The organism is Bradyrhizobium sp. AZCC 1678 (assembly GCF_036924765.1).
Lineage (GTDB): Bacteria > Pseudomonadota > Alphaproteobacteria > Rhizobiales > Xanthobacteraceae > Bradyrhizobium > Bradyrhizobium algeriense.
In genome coordinates, this window is record NZ_JAZHSE010000001.1 from 5,571,300 (window position 1) to 5,588,770 (window position 17,471).

A 17,471-nucleotide genomic window follows, 5' to 3' on the forward strand; every position below is an offset into this window, starting at 1 on the left:
CTTTTTGACGACAAGAAGGATTTTCATGCTCACAACCGTCACCAAGCGACAGGCCCGTATTTTGGAGATCGTGCGCGAGCAGGGCTTCGCCTCGATCGAACATCTTGCCGGGCATTTCGTCGTCACGCAGCAGACCGTTCGCCGCGCGGTGAATCAGCTATGCGACCAAGGCCTGCTGCGACGGATCCACGGCGGCGTCGGCCTTCCAGTTCAGAACCAGAATCTTGCTTATGGAAGCCGGCAGGGATTGAACCCCGACGCCAAGCGACAGATCGCTCATGCGGTATCCAATTTCATTCCCGACGGCGCATCACTCATGATCGGCCTCGGGACCACGCCCGAATATGTCGCGCAGGCGCTGTCCAATCGTCAGGATTTGAGGATCATTACCAACAACCTGAACGTGGCAGCGGCGTTCGCGCGCAATCCAGACGTCGAAATCACGATCGCCGGGGGGACACTGCGTCCCCTCGACCGTGACATCGTCGGCGACGCCGCAGTACGGTTTTTTTCTGGTTTCAAGGCGGATTTCGGAATTTTCGGCGTCGGCGGCATAGATCAAGATGGCGCCCTGCTCGATTTTCACTCGGATGAGTTTCAGGCGCGTCAGGCCATCGTTGCCAATTGTCGGATCGCCCTGCTGGTCGCCGACGTCAGCAAGTTTGGCCGCAACGCTACAGTGCGCGGCGGCCATCTTGGCGAATGCCATCATTTCTTCACCGACAAGCCATTGCCGGCAGGGTTTCGTTCGATCGCCGAACAATACGCGGATCGGATACATACCGCCAGCGATGGCGCCGTAGACGCCGCGTAAGTCAGACGGCTCAGTTCGTCGACTCGTTCCAGGAGAGCATCGATCATGTCCCCGCTGATTTCCCTGATCGATCTCGCCGGCTCGATCGCGCTTCTGCTTTGGGGCACACACATGGTGCAGACCGGCGTGCAGCGCGCGTTCGGCTCGAAATTGCGCTCCATTCTGGGTCGTGCCTTGCGTAACCGCCTTCGCGCCTTCCTCGCCGGCGTGGGCGTTACTGCTCTGCTCCAAAGCAGCACCGCCACCGGACTGATGACGGCCGGCTTCGCAGCAGGAGGTCTGGTGGGGTTGGTCCCGGCTCTCGCGGTCATGTTGGGTGCCAACGTGGGGACGACCCTGATCGTGCAAGTTCTCTCGTTCGATGTCGTGCTGATCTCTCCAGCACTCATTCTGCTCGGCATGGTGATGTTCCGCAGGGATTCGCGAACCCAAGCACACGATCTCGGTCGCGTGTTCATCGGCCTTGGCTTGATGCTGCTTGCGTTGCACCAGCTTCTTAGTCTCATGACTGGCTACGAGGATTCACCCGTCTTGAGCATGGTGTTGGGCGCCGTTTCCGCCTCGTGGCTTCTGGACGTATTTCTGGCGGCTTTGCTGACTTGGGCTGCCCATTCGAGCGTCGCCATCGTCCTGTTCATCATCTCGTTAGCGATGAAGGGCGTGGTTCCTGCTGACGCCGCGTTTGCTCTTGTTCTCGGTGCAAATCTCGGCACGGCCATCAATCCCCTCTTGGAGGGTCCCCGAGGCGACGATCTGGCGGCAAAGCGGCTTCCAATAGGCAATCTGATCGGACGTATCCTGGGCGTTGCCATAACGATAAGTTTTCTCGGCCCGATCAGTCATTTCATGGCCGCGATCGAGCCAACCAGCGCGCGTGCAGTGGCCGATTTTCACACCCTTTTCAATGTTGCGGTGGCTGCCGTATCCCTGCCGCTTCTGGGGCCCTATGCGTCGCTGTTGCGCCGCTGGCTCCCAGAAAACATCAACCCGGCTGACCCGGCACGGCCACTCTATCTCGATTCCGCGGCTAAGGAGACTCCCATCGTCGCGCTCGGCGCAGCATCTCGCGAGGCGCTACGGCTTGCCGACGTGCTTGAGGAAATGCTCCAAGGAGTGAACGCGGGACTAGCGAAGGGAAACCGAAGATTGCTGGTTGAGACCCGCCGGCGTGAAGACGTGCTGGATAAGCTGAATATCGCAATCAAGGCCTACCTTACGTCGCTTGATCCAGAAGAGTTAAATCCCGCGGATCATCGTCGTCTGAATGAGATTTTGACATTCACGATGAATATTGAGCAGGCCGGCGACGTAGTCGACCGAAATTTTTTGCCGCACGCCTCCAAGAGGCTCAAGCGAGGCCTGGTGTTTTCCGAGGAGGAGCAAAAGGAGCTGACCGCCATGATCGAGCGCCTATCCGTCAATCTGAAAACGGCAGCATCGCTACTCGTCACTGAAGATCAGCGGACCGCTCGCCTGCTGGTGGACGAAAAAGTCGCGTTCAGGGACGCCGAAACCAAAGCGACAGCTTCGCACGTCAACCGACTGCGCAATGGCGATCTCCAGGCCGCTCAGGCCAGTTCGATCCATCTCGATCTATTGCGGGATATCAAGCTGATCAATTCCCATATCGTGGCTGCCGCGGCGTATCCGGTGCTGGAGCGCAGCGGCGCGCTTCTGCCAAGCCGCGTGACGTAGTCGCCGCACGACGTGTCGAGCACGGCAATCGCAAATTATGACAAAAAAGCCCTGTCTGAAGGACGGGGCCTCTAGTTTTGCTAGCTGTGAACTTTCAGGAGGTTGTCCATTCGATCTGATTGGTCTTCGCGTTGAAGAGATTGAGCACGTCGAGCTGCAGTCGCACGCCATTATCGAATCGGTAGCCAGCCCGTGCGTTGAAGATCAGCGAATCCTGCGAGCGGACGCTGTCGTCATCGATCAGGGGGCGCGGCCCTTCGCCTTCGGCAGCGCAACTGCGGCGGTTGCAAGCAATAGCCGCCATCCGCCACCTCTCGCATACCACCCCCGCGAAAGATAAATTGCTACACTCGCCTTGCAACCGCGAGACGGTAGCAATCCCGGTATGATGTCACAATCAAAAATGATGCGACTGCGAGGATAGCACGCATCACCATCCAAAAATGCGTTCGCCCAGCCAGTAGCTGCCAACGATGGCGACCGCAACGGACGCGATCCGCGGCGTCAATGATGCGCCGCGTCCGCGCGTCAAAACGGACAGCGTCGGCAGGAACAGCGCGACAAAGATCAATTGCCCGATCTCGACGCCGACATTGAATCCGACGAGCGCCCGCACGATCGCCGCCCCTTTCAGGCCGAGTTCGCCGAGTGCCGATGCGAAGCCGAAGCCGTGCACGAGGCCAAAGACAAAACTCCAGATCCAGCGGCGCCGATCGGGTTCGGTCACAAGCAGATTTTCCAGCGCGACCCAGACGATGCTCGCCGCGATTAGCGGTTCGATGATCCGCTCCGGAATGGTCAGAATATCAAGTGTGGCAATTGAGAGTGTCACGCTATGCGCAAGCGTAAACGCTGTGACAATGCGGACGACGGACCAAAAAACTTGAGCGGTTGCAAGCAGTGCTACCAAGAACAGCAGATGGTCGTAACCGGTGATGATGTGCTCGATGCCCAGCTTGACGAAATCGAACCATCCGGTCGCCACGGGGCGGTCCACGTCGATCGCGACTTTCCGTAATGGTTCCTCAAAGCTAACCTGCCGCTCGCCGTTGGCTGTCCCCAAATTTCCCAACGTTCGATAATGCTCGCCCAGAAGCTCGCTCCAGTCCTCGGCAATCTCGAGGCGGCCGTGCGAGGCATCACAGCCGAACTCGATCTCGATCGTGGCGCGAGCATCGTTGGCGCCGGCACCGCCGATCCGTACGCGGCCCATCCGGCAGCGCGCACTGCCGAGTTCGACCGAAAGTGTCTGGCGGGCGTATTTGGCAATTCGCTCCGCTGCTGGCCGATCGCCGTTGACCGCAGACGCAAGCAGTTCGACGGATCTGTTCGGTATTTCGGGCAGCACGATCGACAGCGCGTAATGCAGCCGATTGTCGATGAGTTCGATTCGCACAAGCGCCGTCGTGGTCGCGTGGGCAAGCGCGAAGGCTGGCCACAGTAAGGCCAGTGCCAACCACGTCCGCAAGACGCGTCCGATCATGGCGCGCCTCCCAACTGCTCCCACGCCTCTGGGACGAAGCCGGGGAGCAATGCGATCTCGCGCTTGTCGTCGAGCCTCGCGTAGCGTGACAGGCCGAGCAGATTGGCTGCGCCAAATGAGATCGCAAAGCTGTCGGCCCCGGATCCCCTGAGGATCACACGGGACCGTGGCGGATCCAGGCCGAACTGCGCAACATCGACGCCGGCAAGTTCGGCATCGGTCAAGATCCGCTCCGGCCCTGAATTGCGCAGGAGCGTGACCGCACCCTCGAGGCGCCCCTCGAACCCTGCCGTTACCGTCCCTCGCTCCGCCCGCCAACCGCTCTCACCGCGCACAAAGTACCACCGCCTATCACCACTGGTCACCTCGACCTCGCGGACCTGCTCGGCCGGAATGGTCAGGAGTCCGGCGGGCGTGAACGGCGCGAGTCCCGGACCACCTCGACCGCCGGTGAAGGCAAGTGCTGCGAGGAACGCCGTCGCGAGTATCGCAGCGGCGATCCAGCCGAAACGGTTCATCGCCGCCGCCACCACATCGCAACCCCGGCAAGGGCGACCAGGCCCGGCATCAGCAGTACCGTGACGATGAAGATGCCGCGCATCTGTGCGCCGGTAAGCGTCACCGTCGGCAAGACCTCGACCGGGGGCTTCATGGTCGGCGCCCTCTCCTGGCGCGTCAGCCAGGCGATCCCCGCGAGCACGACATCGGAATTGCCGAGATAAGGAAAGAAAGAATTGGAAACGAAGTCAGCGTCGCCCGCGACGATCAGGCGAAAGGGCTTGGCTGCTTCGGTGATGCGTCCTTCGGACGCAAGCACGATGATCCGCGCTGCGGGCGGTCCGGTCTCCGGCTCCACCCGCTTTCCGAGACGATCGCTGATGATGTAGCTCTCCGTGCTGCTGGCCGCCAGCGGTACGACCCGCACGTTGGGTGCCACCACCGTTTCAAGCGGCCGCGCACCCGGATAGAATGATAGCGAAAGTCCGCGCGTGACCGGATGGGTACCGTAGCGTGATACGGCGATCATCTGTTCATCCGTAAAATAGTGATCCCTGGGGTCGACGATCACGCCGTCGCCGATCTTGACACCAGCCCGGGCCAGAACTGCTGCGATGCTGTCGTCCAGCACATAGTCTGGCTCGACGAGGACCATCGCCGAGCCGCCGCGCTCCAGATAGCGGCGCAACAGTTCGCTTTCCTTCGGGCTATAGGCAGTTCGGGGATTGGCCTCGACCAGCACAGCGCAATCATCCGGGATCGCCTGTCCGGTCGCGAACGATACTTTTCGCGCGACCAGCCCGAGCTTCTCCAGCGCACGCCGGAGCCGTCCGATGCCATGCTGCTCCATCTGCACGACCGCCAGCCCCGAGGCATCGTGATGGTGACTCTGAGCGCCCTCGAAATGCGTATGGAATTCGAAATTATCGATATCGTACTCACCATGGCCGGCGGCGAAGCAAACCACCATCTCGCGCTGGCGCATCAATCGCAGCAAGCCGAGCGCAATCTCCCGGTCGTCGGTGGTGACCACCTCGATGCGGCGGTCGCCGGCGCGCAGCACGGCGGAATTGTAGGTGCGGACACCGAGGCTGTTCGCCAGTGCCGGGCTCTGGTCGGCATCGATCAGTCGCACGTGAAAGTTGGGGTTTTGCCGCTCGAGCTGGCTGAGCATGGTGGTCAGCGCCCGGGCGCCGGGATTCTGCTTCTGGTAGAAATAGGCGACGTCGATCGGCTCCTTCAGTGCGAGCACCAGGTCACGCGCCTCGGCTGACGGCGTGAACGCCTTCTCTCGCGTGAGGTCGAGATAGGCGTCGTGGCGAAACAACGCGACATTGGCGAGAATCGCGACGGTCAGGGCAGCACCGACAACAAGCACCGCGGTGACGACACGGCTCGTTGACCCAATCCGGACCGGCAGCTTGAGCCCCGCCGCGAACAGGAGTGCAAGCGCGGCGACGACACCGAAAAACCAGCCGATGTTGGCCAGCTCCGCACTCATCGCTGCGCCAGTCCCCACGTTGCGAGGAACAGCGCGAGCATGCTCGCGGTGACGAAATAGCCGACATCCGACAGGAAAACCGAGCCCGAGACCATCGGCTTGAAATGGCCGATCAGCGACAGGTTGATGGCAACGCTGTCGAACGGCGGCGGCAGCAGATAGGAGACCGAATCGGCGAACCAAAGCATTAGAAACGTGCCGATCGACAGTGCTGCGGCGACGACCTGATTTTCCGTCAAGCTCGACATCAGGAGACCGACTGCAACAAGAAGCGAGGCGTGCAGCATCAGCGCCAGATAACCCGCATAGATCGGCCCCCAATCCGGCTCGCCGTAGCGACCCAGGATCAATGCATAGAGCAGGGATGCTGCAAACATGCCGAGCACGAGCGTCAGCGTGGCCGCATACTTCGCAAGTACGATGGACAATTCGCCCACCGGGGCGGTGAGCAACAGCTCGAGCGTTTCCGATCGCCGCTCCTCGGCAAAGCTGCGCATGGTCAATACCGGTACCAGCAGGATCGACAGCACGTACATCTGGTGGAAAATGTACTGCAGATTGGCGACCTTGGTTGTGAACAGCGTGAGGCTGAACGTGTAGCCGAGCACCAGCAGGAACACGGCGGAAACCGTGTAGCCGATCGGCGATGCCAGAATCGCGTTCAATTCCTTGGCAAACAGAATGCGCAGCGTTTTCATGTCAGGGACAAGAACCACTCTTCAAGATCGGGCGTATCGGCAATAGCCCGCACGCCGAGCAGACGGCCATTGAGCAGGACCGCGACCCGATCGGACGTCTTTTGCACTTCGCTCAGGATATGCGAGCTCATCAGCACCGTGTGACGACCGGCAAGCGAGCGGATCAATTGCCGCATCTCGATGATTTGGCGTGGGTCGAGACCATTGGTCGGCTCGTCGAGAATGAGAATATCTGGATCGTGGATCAGCGCCTGCGCAAGCGCGGTCCGCTGGCGATAGCCGCGCGATAGCTTCCCGGTGGGCTTATCGAGCACAGCGGACAGCGCCAGCCGAGCGACCACGCGCGCAACCGCGCTTGCGATTTCTCGCTCGGGTACGCCGCGCAGCCGCGCCATGAAGGTGAGGAATTCACCGACGCGCATGTGGTGATAGAGCGGCGCCGATTCAGGCACGTAACCGATACGCCGGCGCACCGCGAGCGAATCGTTGAGGACGTCCAGCCCGGCCACGGTCAGGCGGCCGGCAGATGGTAGAAGATAGCCCGCAAGCAGCCGCATGAAAGTGGTCTTGCCGGAGCCATTTGGCCCGAGCAATCCGAATATTTCCCCGGCTCGGACGTCGAGCGTCAATCGGTCAAGCGCCGAGACCGAGCCGTAGGTTTTGCTCACATCGATCGCGGAGATGGCCGGCGCATCCGCCCTCGCGGTCGATATACCGCCAGGCACTGCATCGCTCGGCATGATGGTCATGCAAGGTCCCAAAAACGCAACGCCGGTCGGCCGGGCCGACCCGAAGGAGCCCAGCCGAATGAGTCCTCAATCGTAGAATTCGGGCGCCTTCTTCGTCGCCTTGAAGATCTCGGGGTCATGCCCGTAGAAGATCTGAGCGTTGTTGGCGTCGCGGATGAGACGAATGCGCTGATAGCTGTTGTACGCATCGCCTGGCGATTGCGTACCCGGGATCGGCGGAATCAGATTCTTGTCGAGATTTTCCTTCAGGTAGACAACGTCACTCGTGAGGATGACGGACCCCGTCTTCGGAAGTTTCACTACCACGAACTGACTGCCGGGCGTATGGCCGGGCGCGCGCATGACGCGCACGGAACCATCATCGAACAGGTCGAGATCGCCATTGAGGCGGACGATGTTCATCTTCTTGGTGTCGGCGAAGTCGCCTGGGATGTAGTAAATCGAAAACCCGACATCCGGCCACCAGGCAGCCTTCAAGGGCGAGATGCTGACGCAAGTTGAGCGCATTTCGAAGAAGATCATCGTGGCGGCGGGCTTGCGGCCTGAGCTGACGTTTACGTCGTTCGGCCGACATGGCGGGACCACGGAAGCGAGCACGTCCGGCCTAACGGAAACGCAGTTGATGAAGAAAGGCCAATGGTCATCGACCAAAGCGATGGCGCATTACCTGCGTCATGACGACGAGGCCAAGCAGGACGCGCAAATAAAGCGCATCAAACGGCGCAAGCAGACGGTCAAAAAGTGAACATTTGTCGGAATGGATTCAGCCGGCTTGTCGGAATGGAGATTAACGAATCCAATAAGTGCCTGAAAACATTGGAGCGGGTGAAGGGAATCGAACCCTCGTATTCAGCTTGGAAGGCTGCTGCTCTACCATTGAGCTACACCCGCGCTGGCGTTGACCTAACACGCCGTGCAGGCGGCCTCAACCCGCCCCGCCGCCCTGGTCCGAACATCCTGGGGAGCGGTCCATCTGCCGGTCCGGGCCCTTAACAGGGGCCGATTCGCCGCCTATATTGATGTTTCCATCAACAAAGAAAGGAGGTGATCCAGTGTCTTATACCAAGCGCTGTCACCTCGCTGGGATCGCCCGCTAGGCTGACGTTTTGGCCTGGCTCCGGGCGCTCTCAGGCCTGGACCAGCGAGCACAACAAATGGGGCGCGACGGGAGCCATCCCGCCGCGCCTTTTTGTTGCCCCGAAGCTCAAAGATCAAAAGCCGCAGAGATTGACGGAGCGCGGGCACGGGCCGCGGCGGTCTTCGACGATGCGCTCGCCGCCATTGATGGCCGAACTGCCGTAGTAGCGGTGATGGCCGGTGACGTCGTGCCAATCGCCCGCTTGCGATGACGCCGGCTGCGATGCACGCAATCTGGCGGCATCGCAAATGATCGTGGCAGGCTGGCGTCGCATGACCGTCTCCTTCAATGGTGTGCGTTGGCTCGCGTTCTGCCCATCAGTCGAGAGCCCGCCACCTCTCGTTCAAGGGCAATCCGATATATCGTGTTTCCGGAATGTTTCGTGGGCCGCCGGAATGTCGGGACCGGGCGCGGCAAAACGTCCTCGGGAAGCAGCCAATCCCGGCCCCCGCATAAAGGAGAAAGCGATGCTCTACGCCATGCTGGCCTACCACGTCGAAGCCGAGGTCACGTCCTGGACGGCGGAGGAGGACGCGGCCCTGATGACCGAACTGCTGGCCGTGCATGACCGGCTGAACGCGAAGAAGCTGCTCGGGCCGGCGGCCCGGCTGGGCGCGACGGCAGAAGCCCGCACCTTGCGAGGTCCCGGCGCCGGAATGGTCATCGACGGGCCGTTTGCCGAAACGAAAGAGCAGTTGCTGGGTCTATATGTGCTGAATTGCGCCGACGAGGAGGAAGCGATCGGCATTGCGCGCGACCTGCACCGGGTCAATCCGTCCGCCGTCTACGAAATCCGCCCGATCAGGCTTTATCTCCCCGGAGAATCCTTGCCGAAGACCGCTCAAGAAGGCTGAGGCTTCGAGACGACGACGAGCTTTCGGAACAGGAAGACGGCGCGTTTTGCCACCCCGGTGATCACGGCGCCGATGAGGTTCTCCTCGCCGCTTGGTCGCGGCGGGCGGAAGAGTTCACGGGAGTAGCTTGCCCCCAAGGGAACAAAAGCGAATTCGTTGACACAACCGATCGACGGCGTACGCTTGTTGGATCGCGTTGTGCGGGAACTTGCTCTGGCCTGCCGCCAGCTATCGCCCTTTCGGTATGAGCCGATCGGAACACAGGCACATCCATTCCGGTCGAAGAAAATGACGATCACGCTGCCGTCAATTTCTCGGCGTTCGATCCAGATCAGGCAACTCGCCTCTCATAGGTCTCGAAATCTGGCTGCATTCTTTGTAACGGAGTTTGTCCGATGCAAACCAGGGTCCGAACGCTGATTGCTCTTGTCCTGGCGCTTACGTCATTGGGCGCGATCACCGAGCGGGTGCGCGATCCAGGCGTGACCGACACTGAAATTCGCATCGGCAACGTTATGCCCTATAGCGGGAGTCTGGAGGTCTTCGGCGCGATTGGAAAAGCCGAAGCGGCGTATTTTGAGATGATCAACGAGCGTGGCGGGATCAACGGCCGCAAGGTGCGCTTCATCTCATATGACGACAAATCCGATCCATCGACCGCTCTAAGCCTCACGCGCGACCTGATCGAGAAAGACGACGTGCTCTTGATGTTCGGTTCGTTCGGAACGCCGGGGAATTTTGCCGTTCGCGCATACCTGAATGAAAGGCAAATTCCCCAACTCTTTGTCGCCTCCGGAGACGATCATCTGAGCGATCCGTCGCTGTTTCCGTGGACAATGGGCTGGCAGCCCTCCATTCGCGAAGAGGGACGCATCTACGCCAACTACATCCACGCGTTCTACCCCGGAAAAAGGATCGTAGCCCTTTGGCAGAACGATCATTTCGGTCGAGAACTGTTCAAGGGGCTGGAAGACGGGCTCGGTGACATCGCCCGGATGATCAGGGTCGACATCGCCTACGATATCGCAGACGAGCATTTGGACACGCACGTATCGATCTTGAAGCGATCAGGCGCCGAAATTTTCGTATTCGCAGGGGTGCCGGAAAACGCAGCGAAAGTCGCCCGAATAGCGGCGGATCTCAATTGGCACCCGGTGTTCATCTTGAACCATATGGCGTCATCGATCGCGACGGCGCCAAAGCCCGCCGGCCAGGAAAAATCCTTGGGCGTCATTACAGCCACTTTCTTGAAGGATGCGAATGATCCGGCCTGGAAGGACGAGCAAGCCGCCAGGGACTGGCAGACATTTGTTGAGAAATATAATCGGGCCGGCGGCAGAGACGACAGTAACGCCGTGTTCGGCTACGCCGCCGCCGAGACATTGGCCCAGGTGCTCAAGCAATGCGGCAACGACCTGTCCCGCGAGAACGTCATGAAGCAGGCCGCGGCCCTGAAAGACTATCAAGGCTCCATGCTGCTGCCCGGGATCAAGATCAGCACGGGACCCTGGAATTTTCGGCCGATCAAACACCTGCGGCTCATTCAATTCGACGGCCGCACCTGGCAGCCGATCGGCGACGTGCTCGAAACGGCTTTCTCCAATGCGCAGAAGTAGGCGGTGTGTGTTTGAGCGGGCGGGCTGGCGCAGAAGTTCAAGGAGATGGCTTGCCGAGCCTTGGCTTGCGTATGGGCGGCACCAGTCCGTCTACGCTTTCGCTGCGCTCAAGCTACGCCGGACACGCTCCGACCAGACGGTCTCCGCGCGGCTGCGCCACGCGTAGCCCGTCAGGGCGAAGGATGGTGGGGAAGGAAGGACTCGAACCTTCGAAGCCATGAGGCGGCTGATTTACAGTCAGCCATCTTGTGGTTTCAACGATTACCACGAAGCCCCACATGAGACAAAAAATTCTCTTCCAATCAAGTATATAGCTCCCTATTGATAGCTGATGACATCTCCCGAAATACCACTACAGCTAGGTATTTTGTGGGGCTTAGAGTGGGGCTTGGAAGGGGGAGCTAATGAAAAGACCGCTTACTGCGTTGGCGATCGAGCACGCAAAACCGCGAGCGAAGCGCTACGCCCTGCCCGATATTGGTCATCCGGGCCTGCGGGTGCTTGTGTATCCGTCGGGAGTGCGGACGTTCGTCTACAGGTTCCGACGGGGTGACAAGCAAGACGTGACTGTAGTGCTTGGCCCTGCCAGCGGTCCCGGCGCGCTAACGCTTATACAGGCCCGTGAGGCGGCTGGTGATGCACGCCGACAACGCGCAATGGGCGCGGACCCGGCCGACCAGAAGCGCGCTACGCGCAAGGCGGAAGCGGCTAGGATTGCTGCGGAGGAGAAGGAAGCCCGGCGCCGGGAGGACACGGTCGCGAACGTGCTCGTGCGCTACTACGGCGACCACGCCGATGGATTGAAGTCCGGCCGGGAGGTGCGGCGGGTTCTCGACAAGGAATTAAAGGGTTGGGCCAAGAGGCGCGTGGACGACATCCAGCGCAGCGATGCAATCCGGGTTCTCGACACGGTCAAGGCGCGTGCGCCGATCCAGTCGAAGCGGCTCCGCGCGTATGGGCGGCACTTCTTTCAATGGTGCATCACCAAAGAACTGGTCGAAAAGAACCCGTTTGATGGAACCGCTGTCGTCAAAGAAGTTTCGCGTAAACGAATCCTGACCAACGGTGAATTACGGCTCTTGCTGCGGGCAATCGAACGGCTCGAATGGCCCCGGCGTCAATTCGCCCATCTGCTCTTGCTGACGGCGCAGCGGTTTAGCGAGGTCGCCAACATGGAATGGTTGAAACTCGACCTGACCAGCGACGCGCCATTGTGGACCCTCCCTGACTCGAAGAACGGCAACCCTCATATCGTCCCCCTTGCCCCGGTCGCTGTCGAGATTCTGACCAGCATGGACCAGATCAAGGACTCGCCCCGTGTGTTCCCCTCGTTCTCTGCCACCCACGCCAAGGCGCGCATTGACGAAGTGATGCTGGAGATCGCGCGAGAAGACGCGGCGGCGGTTGGTGACGATCCAGACGAAGTCAGAATCGAGCCCTGGCGACTTCACGATTTGCGACGCACGGCCGCCACCACCATGCCCAATCTGGGGGTAGAGGTTGGAGTGGTTGAACGGGTGCTGAACCATCAAATGCGCGGCGTGATGGCGGTCTATCAGCTTCACACCTTTGCTGCCGAGAAGCGGCACGCGCTTAACTTATGGGCGGACTTCCTCGCCAATCTGATGGTGGCGCGCGAGTCGAATGTTGTGCAGTTCAAGGCGTTAGAGGGCTGACCGATGGCGCCATTCCCCGATTTGGTCGGCAATGAGATTGCCGAAATGACTGATTTTTTCGAGCGGACCAAGAATCCAGCGGCGGCTTGGCGGGCATACAGTCTTGCTCAAATATACACCCGGCCCGTGCCGCGCGTGATTCAGGCTGAGGTTGATCGTTTTGCCGCATGCGTGAGCGAGGCTGCTGGAAAGGTAATTCAGAATGAGCTTGACTTGCTTGCGGCTACATCGCGGACGCCGAAAGAAAATCTGGAGGACCAGAAGAAGAAGAGGACGGCCAACCATAAAGACCGCATTGTCAATTTCCGTGCGAAAGAACTTTACGCTGCGTGGCGCGGCAAGGCCCACGAAAACCCCGTTGGGCAACTGCAAATCGAATGGCGCGACATTCGGATATTCGGAGCACTTCAGTCGTTGACCGCAAGAGGTGTGAGACCTGGACGCGCTCGGCAGATCGTCAAGGACAGCGGATATGCGGGTCTTGAACTCGACCAAATCGAGAAAATCTGGAAACGCCTGAAGACGAAGTTGCAAAAAAGTCAATCCATCACCCACGGCGACGGATGATCCCTTGATGTGAAGGATGATCCTTTGATTTTGGGTGGTATCCGTTAGCGACTTTCTACCCAGATTTTCTCGTTCCTATTCGGTACTTCTTGAGATGTCACCAACCCCAAGAGGACCAACATGAAGCAACTGATTAAGTCGGAAACCGTGCGAGGAAAGCTCGACATGCCGCGCTCAACGTTTGAGCGGCACGTGAAGCTGCGCACGAATAGCCTGCCCTCCCCGATCTATATTGGACGCTCGCGTTTTTTTGATGCGGCAGAAATCGACGCTTGGATGGCCGGGTTCACCAGCCATCCCGCGAACGATGCGTAAGTGCATGACAATGACTGACATCACCGATGAACCCGCCTATTTGATCGAACTCGCGGAAGTTCTTGAAGCTTCCGAAGAAACCACGCTCGGACCGACTGACGCCCATCTGGCGGCGGTCGCCCTCCTGCACTATGCCGCGTTTTTGGACGCCAACACGCCCTTGTTGGCCTCCTAAGTCAGCGCTTTCACGGGCATTAACTTCTCTCGACAAAACCTCAACATCGCCATCACGCGGTATCCGCCGCGTGAATGCTGAACTGCGCCCGATTCGGTGCAAAAATCGCTTGAAAGGAGATTCAACCGATCCCTAGCGAGTGGTGAAATCTGCTCAAATCCAAACACTCGAACAAATGAGGAAGAATAAATGAGCAATGATGATTTCTCGTTCTCGGAAGCTGAGTTCGCCGCGTTCGTCGGCAAGTCGCATGCGTGGGCGCGCCGCGAACGGCGGTTTGGGCGTTCCCCCGCTTATACCTTGATCGGTCGGACGCCGAAATATTCTCGTCAGGACATCGCAGCGTGGATGCACGCAAATCGTGTCGCGCCGGGTGGCAAGCCCGCTTCAGCATAAAAAAGCCCGCCGAGCGTTGCTGCGCTGGCGGGCTAAGTAGAAGGACTATGGAAGTGCAAGTACGATACCCCACCCTCACCGAAAAGCTGGCCCGTTCCAGTATCCCTTGTCCGACGATCACCGCTGATCACATGCTGGCGGCGGCGCGCCGTCATGCAAAATATCTGCGCACCGTCTCGCCCCGCGAATATCAGATGCGGGTGTTTGAGGATGGAAGCGTGTTCTTTCGCAACACCGAAATCCCGAGGCTGGAAAAGCTGTTCTCTCTCGCGGACATCCAAGCGGCGTCTCGCGACTTCTGGATGAGTCCGAGTCGCGCGCTTTGGCAGCACATCGCGGCGCTCTGGGTCTGAGCAATGTCCGATTCCTCCGCTTTCGAGCGCGCCGCGCTGGCGATGTACGGCAACGGGTACTCGCTGTTGCCTATCGTGCCGCACAATGCCCCGTTTGAGGGGCGGGGTAAGGCACCCGGCACCGATTACCCTATGACGGGATGGCAGGATTACTGCACTGAACGCGCGTCGATTCACAAGACCGCCGCTTGGGGGCGGCGAGCCGATAGATGTGGCGGCGGGCTCGGCCTTGCTTGCGGATTTGGTGGCGTCGTTGTGATCGACATCGACTTCGAACCGGCCATGGATGCCCTGCTCACCATGTTGCCGCAGTCGAATGTGCAAAAGAAGGGCCGCAAGGGCATCTCGCTCTTCTATCGCGGCAACACCGACGCGATCCGCTCGCGCAACTTCCGCACGCCCGAGCGCATCGGCCTTGTCGATCTACTCTCCGAAGGCAAGCAAACCGTCTTGCCGCCCTCGATCCATCCTGACACCGGCGAGCCTTACTATTGGTGGACGGACGACACGCTTCTTGACGTGTCTCTCGATCAACTGACCGAGTTGCCGGACGACATCGCCGAGCGCATCGGTGAAGCGCTGAAGGCGTATGGCTATGATCCCAACTTCGAGCGTCGCTATGAGCCGGTGCTAGGTGAACCGTGCAGATCAAGTGCATCGCAGACCGCACTCAACATCTACCGTCAAGCCAATGAAGACGCGATGGCGAATTTCGACTGCTGGGTGCCGAAGCTCTACCTCTACAAACTTCGTCGCAAGGCCGGCGGTTTTGAAGCGGTCGCGACGTGGCGGCAGTCAGGCTCTGGTCGCTCCCGCGAACTCCGCAAGCGAAACCTCTCAGTTGATCGACGCGGTATAAAGGATTTCGGCACCGATGAGACTTACACGCCCGTAGACCTCGTTATGAAGGCGCGCGAACTCGACAAGTCCGCCGCTTTGAATTGGCTGCTGGAACAACTCCCGCAAGAACCGCTAATCATTCTCCGAAAGTAGCCATGGCCCTGCTCCCCAAGCCCATTGATCCGCCTTTCGCCAACGACAACCGGCCGCAACAGGCTGGCGGTGGTGCTCCCGACCCGCCTTTTCGTCGTTTTGTTGACGGGCAGTTTGAGAAGGCCAGTTACTTGATCAAAGGCATTCTCCCGTTGCATGGCGTTGCCCTGCTTGCCGGTCAGTATTCGTCGGGCAAGACCTTCGTTGCACTCGACATCGCGCTATCATTGATCTGCGGCGTGCAGTTTTTGGGGCGAAAGACGAAGCCCGGCGCCGTGCTGTGGTTTGCGGCTGAGGGCGCCGGCATCCTCGAACAGCGGTTGGTCGCCGCCAGGCGGGCGAAGTTCAAGGCAGAGGTTGACGCGCCCCACTTCCCGTTTCTATGGGAAGACGCCGTCCCGAAGGGGGACACCAACGCTATTCTTTCTGATCTGAAGCTCAAGATTCGTTCAGCGCAAGGCGAGTGCGCCGAGCACCATTCCAACCTCCCCCTGCGCGCTGTCTTCATCGATACGTTGGCGGCATATTTTGCGCTTGATGACGAGAACGATAATGCCAAGGTCGCAACCTTCATGGCGAAGCTGGGTGAGATCGCGCGGGAAATGGATGTGCTGATCATTCCGATCTGTCACATGGGCAAGAATGCAGACGGCGGCATTCGAGGCGCGAGCGCGTTCGGTGCGGGGGCCGATGGGGCTCTTGCCGTTCTGGCAAATATCAATCAGGCAAGCGGCGAGGTTGACGGCGCGCGCACCATTTCACTAGCGAAGACGCGAGTTGGTGTTCCCGGCCCCCTGATATCATTCGCGATTGAGCAGACCGTGATTGGCGTTGACGAGGACGGTGATAACATCACGCCGGGCTACGTGGTTTTTGCGCCAGTGGGGACGAGTGCCAAGGGCAAGGCTCCGACGCGCGCCGTGCGGGATTTGATCGACGCGATCTCCGAGGCGATGATCAGCCACGGCGCGGATGTGCAGGTCTACGAAGACGCCCCACCCCGCAAAGCCGTCCGCGTCGATTACGTGCGCGATGAGTTTATGCGCAGGCACGCCGTAGGCGACTCCGCCGACACTTCGACAAAGCGGCAGGCTTACAAGCGCGCCCTCGATAAGGTGCTGGCAGACCAAATGTACGCCAGCCGTTACGTCGGCGGGGTGGAATACATCTGGCCGATTCAGATGTAGTTTTCACAAGTCGTGACATCTGGCGTGTCACGCGCGGACTGACAACTGTCACGCCATAGGCTATCTCACTGAAATCAAAATAGTTTAGGCGTGACATTGCTTGGTCACCCTTGTTTCCCCGGTATAAATCAGCGCCCTACACACTCCTTTAGGTGTGTAGGGCTGATACCCAATTTTCTTGATAGTGTTCTGTGACAACTCTTGCTGCTTTTGGTGTCCGTGACATCGTTTTCCATTTATATAGGGGGCATTTTCTGTCACGCTAAAAACTATCCAAAATCAGCAACTTGCGAAACTGAAAGAAAAGGCGTGACAACGGCTATGTCACGCTTTGAGTTGATAACTCTCAACGAAGTATTGCTGAAGCTCGCGCCCGCTGTACGCGAAGTGAGACAGAAACAGCCCATGCCCCCAAGGGCAGATTGCCCGCATCGACGGATCGCAGGAGGACACCCGAAGGTTCGCGACCGAAACCCGTAAGAGCAGCCACGATTGGGGCCGCGCCGTAACAGATTGTCATCGTCGGAATGACTGCCGGTGCCGCAGCGTTCGATGCCCGGCATTGCGTTCACGAAGTTGATCGGGAGGGAACCTCAACCGCCCCCGCCCGCCGCTCCGCAAGCCCACCGTTCCGCTTAGCGTGACAGACCGGAAGCAATCATTGGCTCCAGAACGGTGCCTTTGACCCAAGGCGGACATTTTCCAAACATTCGAAACAAATTAACTCAAGTGGTTAAGTTCGCCGAAGCGAGGCCAGTTTATC

Annotated in this window: 22 protein-coding genes and 1 tRNA gene; 13 read left to right on the forward strand and 10 right to left on the reverse strand. The window is 59.5% G+C overall.

Going from position 1 to position 17,471, the window contains the following annotated elements; translation table 11 throughout:
- Positions 1-25: 25 nt before the first annotated feature.
- Positions 26-814 carry a DeoR/GlpR family DNA-binding transcription regulator gene (locus tag V1294_RS26755; RefSeq protein WP_334501301.1) on the forward strand — a complete coding sequence of 263 codons (789 nt, stop codon included), beginning with the start codon at positions 26-28 and terminating at the stop codon, positions 812-814.
- A 45-nt stretch (positions 815-859) separates the two neighbouring features.
- Positions 860-2,509: a Na/Pi cotransporter family protein gene (locus V1294_RS26760; protein WP_334501303.1), complete on the forward strand. Its 1,650-nt coding sequence runs from the start codon at positions 860-862 to the stop codon at positions 2,507-2,509.
- A gap of 94 nt (positions 2,510-2,603) precedes the next feature.
- On the opposite strand, the gene V1294_RS26765 is transcribed toward V1294_RS26760, so the two are convergent.
- From V1294_RS26765 to V1294_RS26795, 7 genes are all read right to left on the reverse strand, one after another.
- Positions 2,604-2,813, reverse strand: coding sequence for a hypothetical protein (locus V1294_RS26765; RefSeq protein ID WP_334501305.1), 210 nt, complete (start codon positions 2,811-2,813; stop codon positions 2,604-2,606).
- Between the two features lie 126 nt (positions 2,814-2,939).
- The gene (locus V1294_RS26770; RefSeq protein ID WP_334501308.1) at positions 2,940-3,992 is read right to left on the reverse strand and encodes a HupE/UreJ family protein; all 1,053 of its coding nucleotides are present in this window, start codon (positions 3,990-3,992) and stop codon (positions 2,940-2,942) included.
- Complete coding sequence (locus V1294_RS26775; protein ID WP_334501310.1) at positions 3,989-4,510, reverse strand: hypothetical protein; 522 nt, start codon at positions 4,508-4,510, stop codon at positions 3,989-3,991. Before V1294_RS26775 ends, V1294_RS26770 begins: the two co-directional genes overlap by 4 nt.
- A complete protein-coding gene (locus V1294_RS26780) occupies positions 4,507-5,991 on the reverse strand; it encodes a GldG family protein (protein ID WP_334501312.1) in 1,485 nt (494 codons plus the stop codon). Before V1294_RS26780 ends, V1294_RS26775 begins: the two co-directional genes overlap by 4 nt.
- The gene (locus V1294_RS26785; RefSeq protein ID WP_334501315.1) at positions 5,988-6,689 is read right to left on the reverse strand and encodes an ABC transporter permease; all 702 of its coding nucleotides are present in this window, start codon (positions 6,687-6,689) and stop codon (positions 5,988-5,990) included. Before V1294_RS26785 ends, V1294_RS26780 begins: the two co-directional genes overlap by 4 nt.
- Positions 6,686-7,438, reverse strand: coding sequence for an ABC transporter ATP-binding protein (locus V1294_RS26790; RefSeq protein WP_334355899.1), 753 nt, complete (start codon positions 7,436-7,438; stop codon positions 6,686-6,688). Before V1294_RS26790 ends, V1294_RS26785 begins: the two co-directional genes overlap by 4 nt.
- 66 nt (positions 7,439-7,504) lie before the next feature.
- Positions 7,505-7,945: an MBL fold metallo-hydrolase gene (locus V1294_RS26795; RefSeq protein ID WP_334501317.1), complete on the reverse strand. Its 441-nt coding sequence runs from the start codon at positions 7,943-7,945 to the stop codon at positions 7,505-7,507.
- A 16-nt stretch (positions 7,946-7,961) separates the two neighbouring features.
- Between V1294_RS26795 and V1294_RS26800 the strand changes: the two genes are divergently transcribed.
- Positions 7,962-8,183, forward strand: a complete 222-nt coding sequence (locus V1294_RS26800) for a hypothetical protein (protein ID WP_334501319.1) — start codon at positions 7,962-7,964, stop codon at positions 8,181-8,183.
- A gap of 72 nt (positions 8,184-8,255) precedes the next feature.
- Here the strand turns inward: V1294_RS26800 and V1294_RS26805 are convergent.
- Together V1294_RS26805 and V1294_RS26810 are read right to left on the reverse strand one after the other, a co-directional pair.
- A tRNA-Gly gene (locus V1294_RS26805) sits at positions 8,256-8,329 on the reverse strand.
- A gap of 320 nt (positions 8,330-8,649) precedes the next feature.
- Positions 8,650-8,850 carry a hypothetical protein gene (locus tag V1294_RS26810; protein ID WP_334501321.1) on the reverse strand — a complete coding sequence of 67 codons (201 nt, stop codon included), beginning with the start codon at positions 8,848-8,850 and terminating at the stop codon, positions 8,650-8,652.
- 193 nt (positions 8,851-9,043) lie between these two features.
- On the opposite strand from V1294_RS26810, the gene V1294_RS26815 reads away from it, so the two are divergent.
- Entirely contained in the window at positions 9,044-9,430 is a 387-nt protein-coding gene (locus V1294_RS26815) for a YciI family protein (RefSeq protein ID WP_334501324.1), read from the forward strand.
- On the opposite strand, the gene V1294_RS26820 is transcribed toward V1294_RS26815, so the two are convergent.
- Positions 9,418-9,729 carry a hypothetical protein gene (locus V1294_RS26820; protein WP_334501326.1) on the reverse strand — a complete coding sequence of 104 codons (312 nt, stop codon included), beginning with the start codon at positions 9,727-9,729 and terminating at the stop codon, positions 9,418-9,420. The two genes, V1294_RS26815 and V1294_RS26820, sit on opposite strands and share 13 nt — an antisense overlap.
- 96 nt (positions 9,730-9,825) lie before the next feature.
- Between V1294_RS26820 and V1294_RS26825 the strand changes: the two genes are divergently transcribed.
- The 9 genes from V1294_RS26825 (at position 9,826) to V1294_RS26865 (ending at position 16,708) form a co-directional block, all read left to right on the forward strand.
- The gene (locus tag V1294_RS26825) at positions 9,826-11,046 is read left to right on the forward strand and encodes an ABC transporter substrate-binding protein (protein ID WP_334479393.1); all 1,221 of its coding nucleotides are present in this window, start codon (positions 9,826-9,828) and stop codon (positions 11,044-11,046) included.
- Between the two features lie 404 nt (positions 11,047-11,450).
- Positions 11,451-12,722 (forward strand): tyrosine-type recombinase/integrase, encoded by a 1,272-nt coding sequence (locus V1294_RS26830; protein ID WP_334501328.1) that lies wholly within the window; start codon positions 11,451-11,453, stop codon positions 12,720-12,722.
- Between the two features lie 3 nt (positions 12,723-12,725).
- Positions 12,726-13,289: a hypothetical protein gene (locus tag V1294_RS26835; RefSeq protein ID WP_334501331.1), complete on the forward strand. Its 564-nt coding sequence runs from the start codon at positions 12,726-12,728 to the stop codon at positions 13,287-13,289.
- A 120-nt stretch (positions 13,290-13,409) separates the two neighbouring features.
- Positions 13,410-13,604, forward strand: a complete 195-nt coding sequence (locus tag V1294_RS26840) for a helix-turn-helix transcriptional regulator (protein WP_057839020.1) — start codon at positions 13,410-13,412, stop codon at positions 13,602-13,604.
- A gap of 10 nt (positions 13,605-13,614) precedes the next feature.
- Complete coding sequence (locus V1294_RS26845; protein ID WP_334501336.1) at positions 13,615-13,779, forward strand: hypothetical protein; 165 nt, start codon at positions 13,615-13,617, stop codon at positions 13,777-13,779.
- Between the two features lie 189 nt (positions 13,780-13,968).
- Positions 13,969-14,175, forward strand: a complete 207-nt coding sequence (locus V1294_RS26850; protein WP_057839019.1) for a hypothetical protein — start codon at positions 13,969-13,971, stop codon at positions 14,173-14,175.
- A gap of 47 nt (positions 14,176-14,222) precedes the next feature.
- Positions 14,223-14,528 carry a hypothetical protein gene (locus V1294_RS26855; protein ID WP_334501340.1) on the forward strand — a complete coding sequence of 102 codons (306 nt, stop codon included), beginning with the start codon at positions 14,223-14,225 and terminating at the stop codon, positions 14,526-14,528.
- A gap of 3 nt (positions 14,529-14,531) precedes the next feature.
- Positions 14,532-15,521, forward strand: coding sequence for a bifunctional DNA primase/polymerase (locus tag V1294_RS26860; RefSeq protein WP_334501343.1), 990 nt, complete (start codon positions 14,532-14,534; stop codon positions 15,519-15,521).
- Between the two features lie 2 nt (positions 15,522-15,523).
- A complete protein-coding gene (locus V1294_RS26865; RefSeq protein ID WP_334501345.1) occupies positions 15,524-16,708 on the forward strand; it encodes an AAA family ATPase in 1,185 nt (394 codons plus the stop codon).
- The last annotated feature ends 763 nt before the right edge of the window (positions 16,709-17,471 follow it).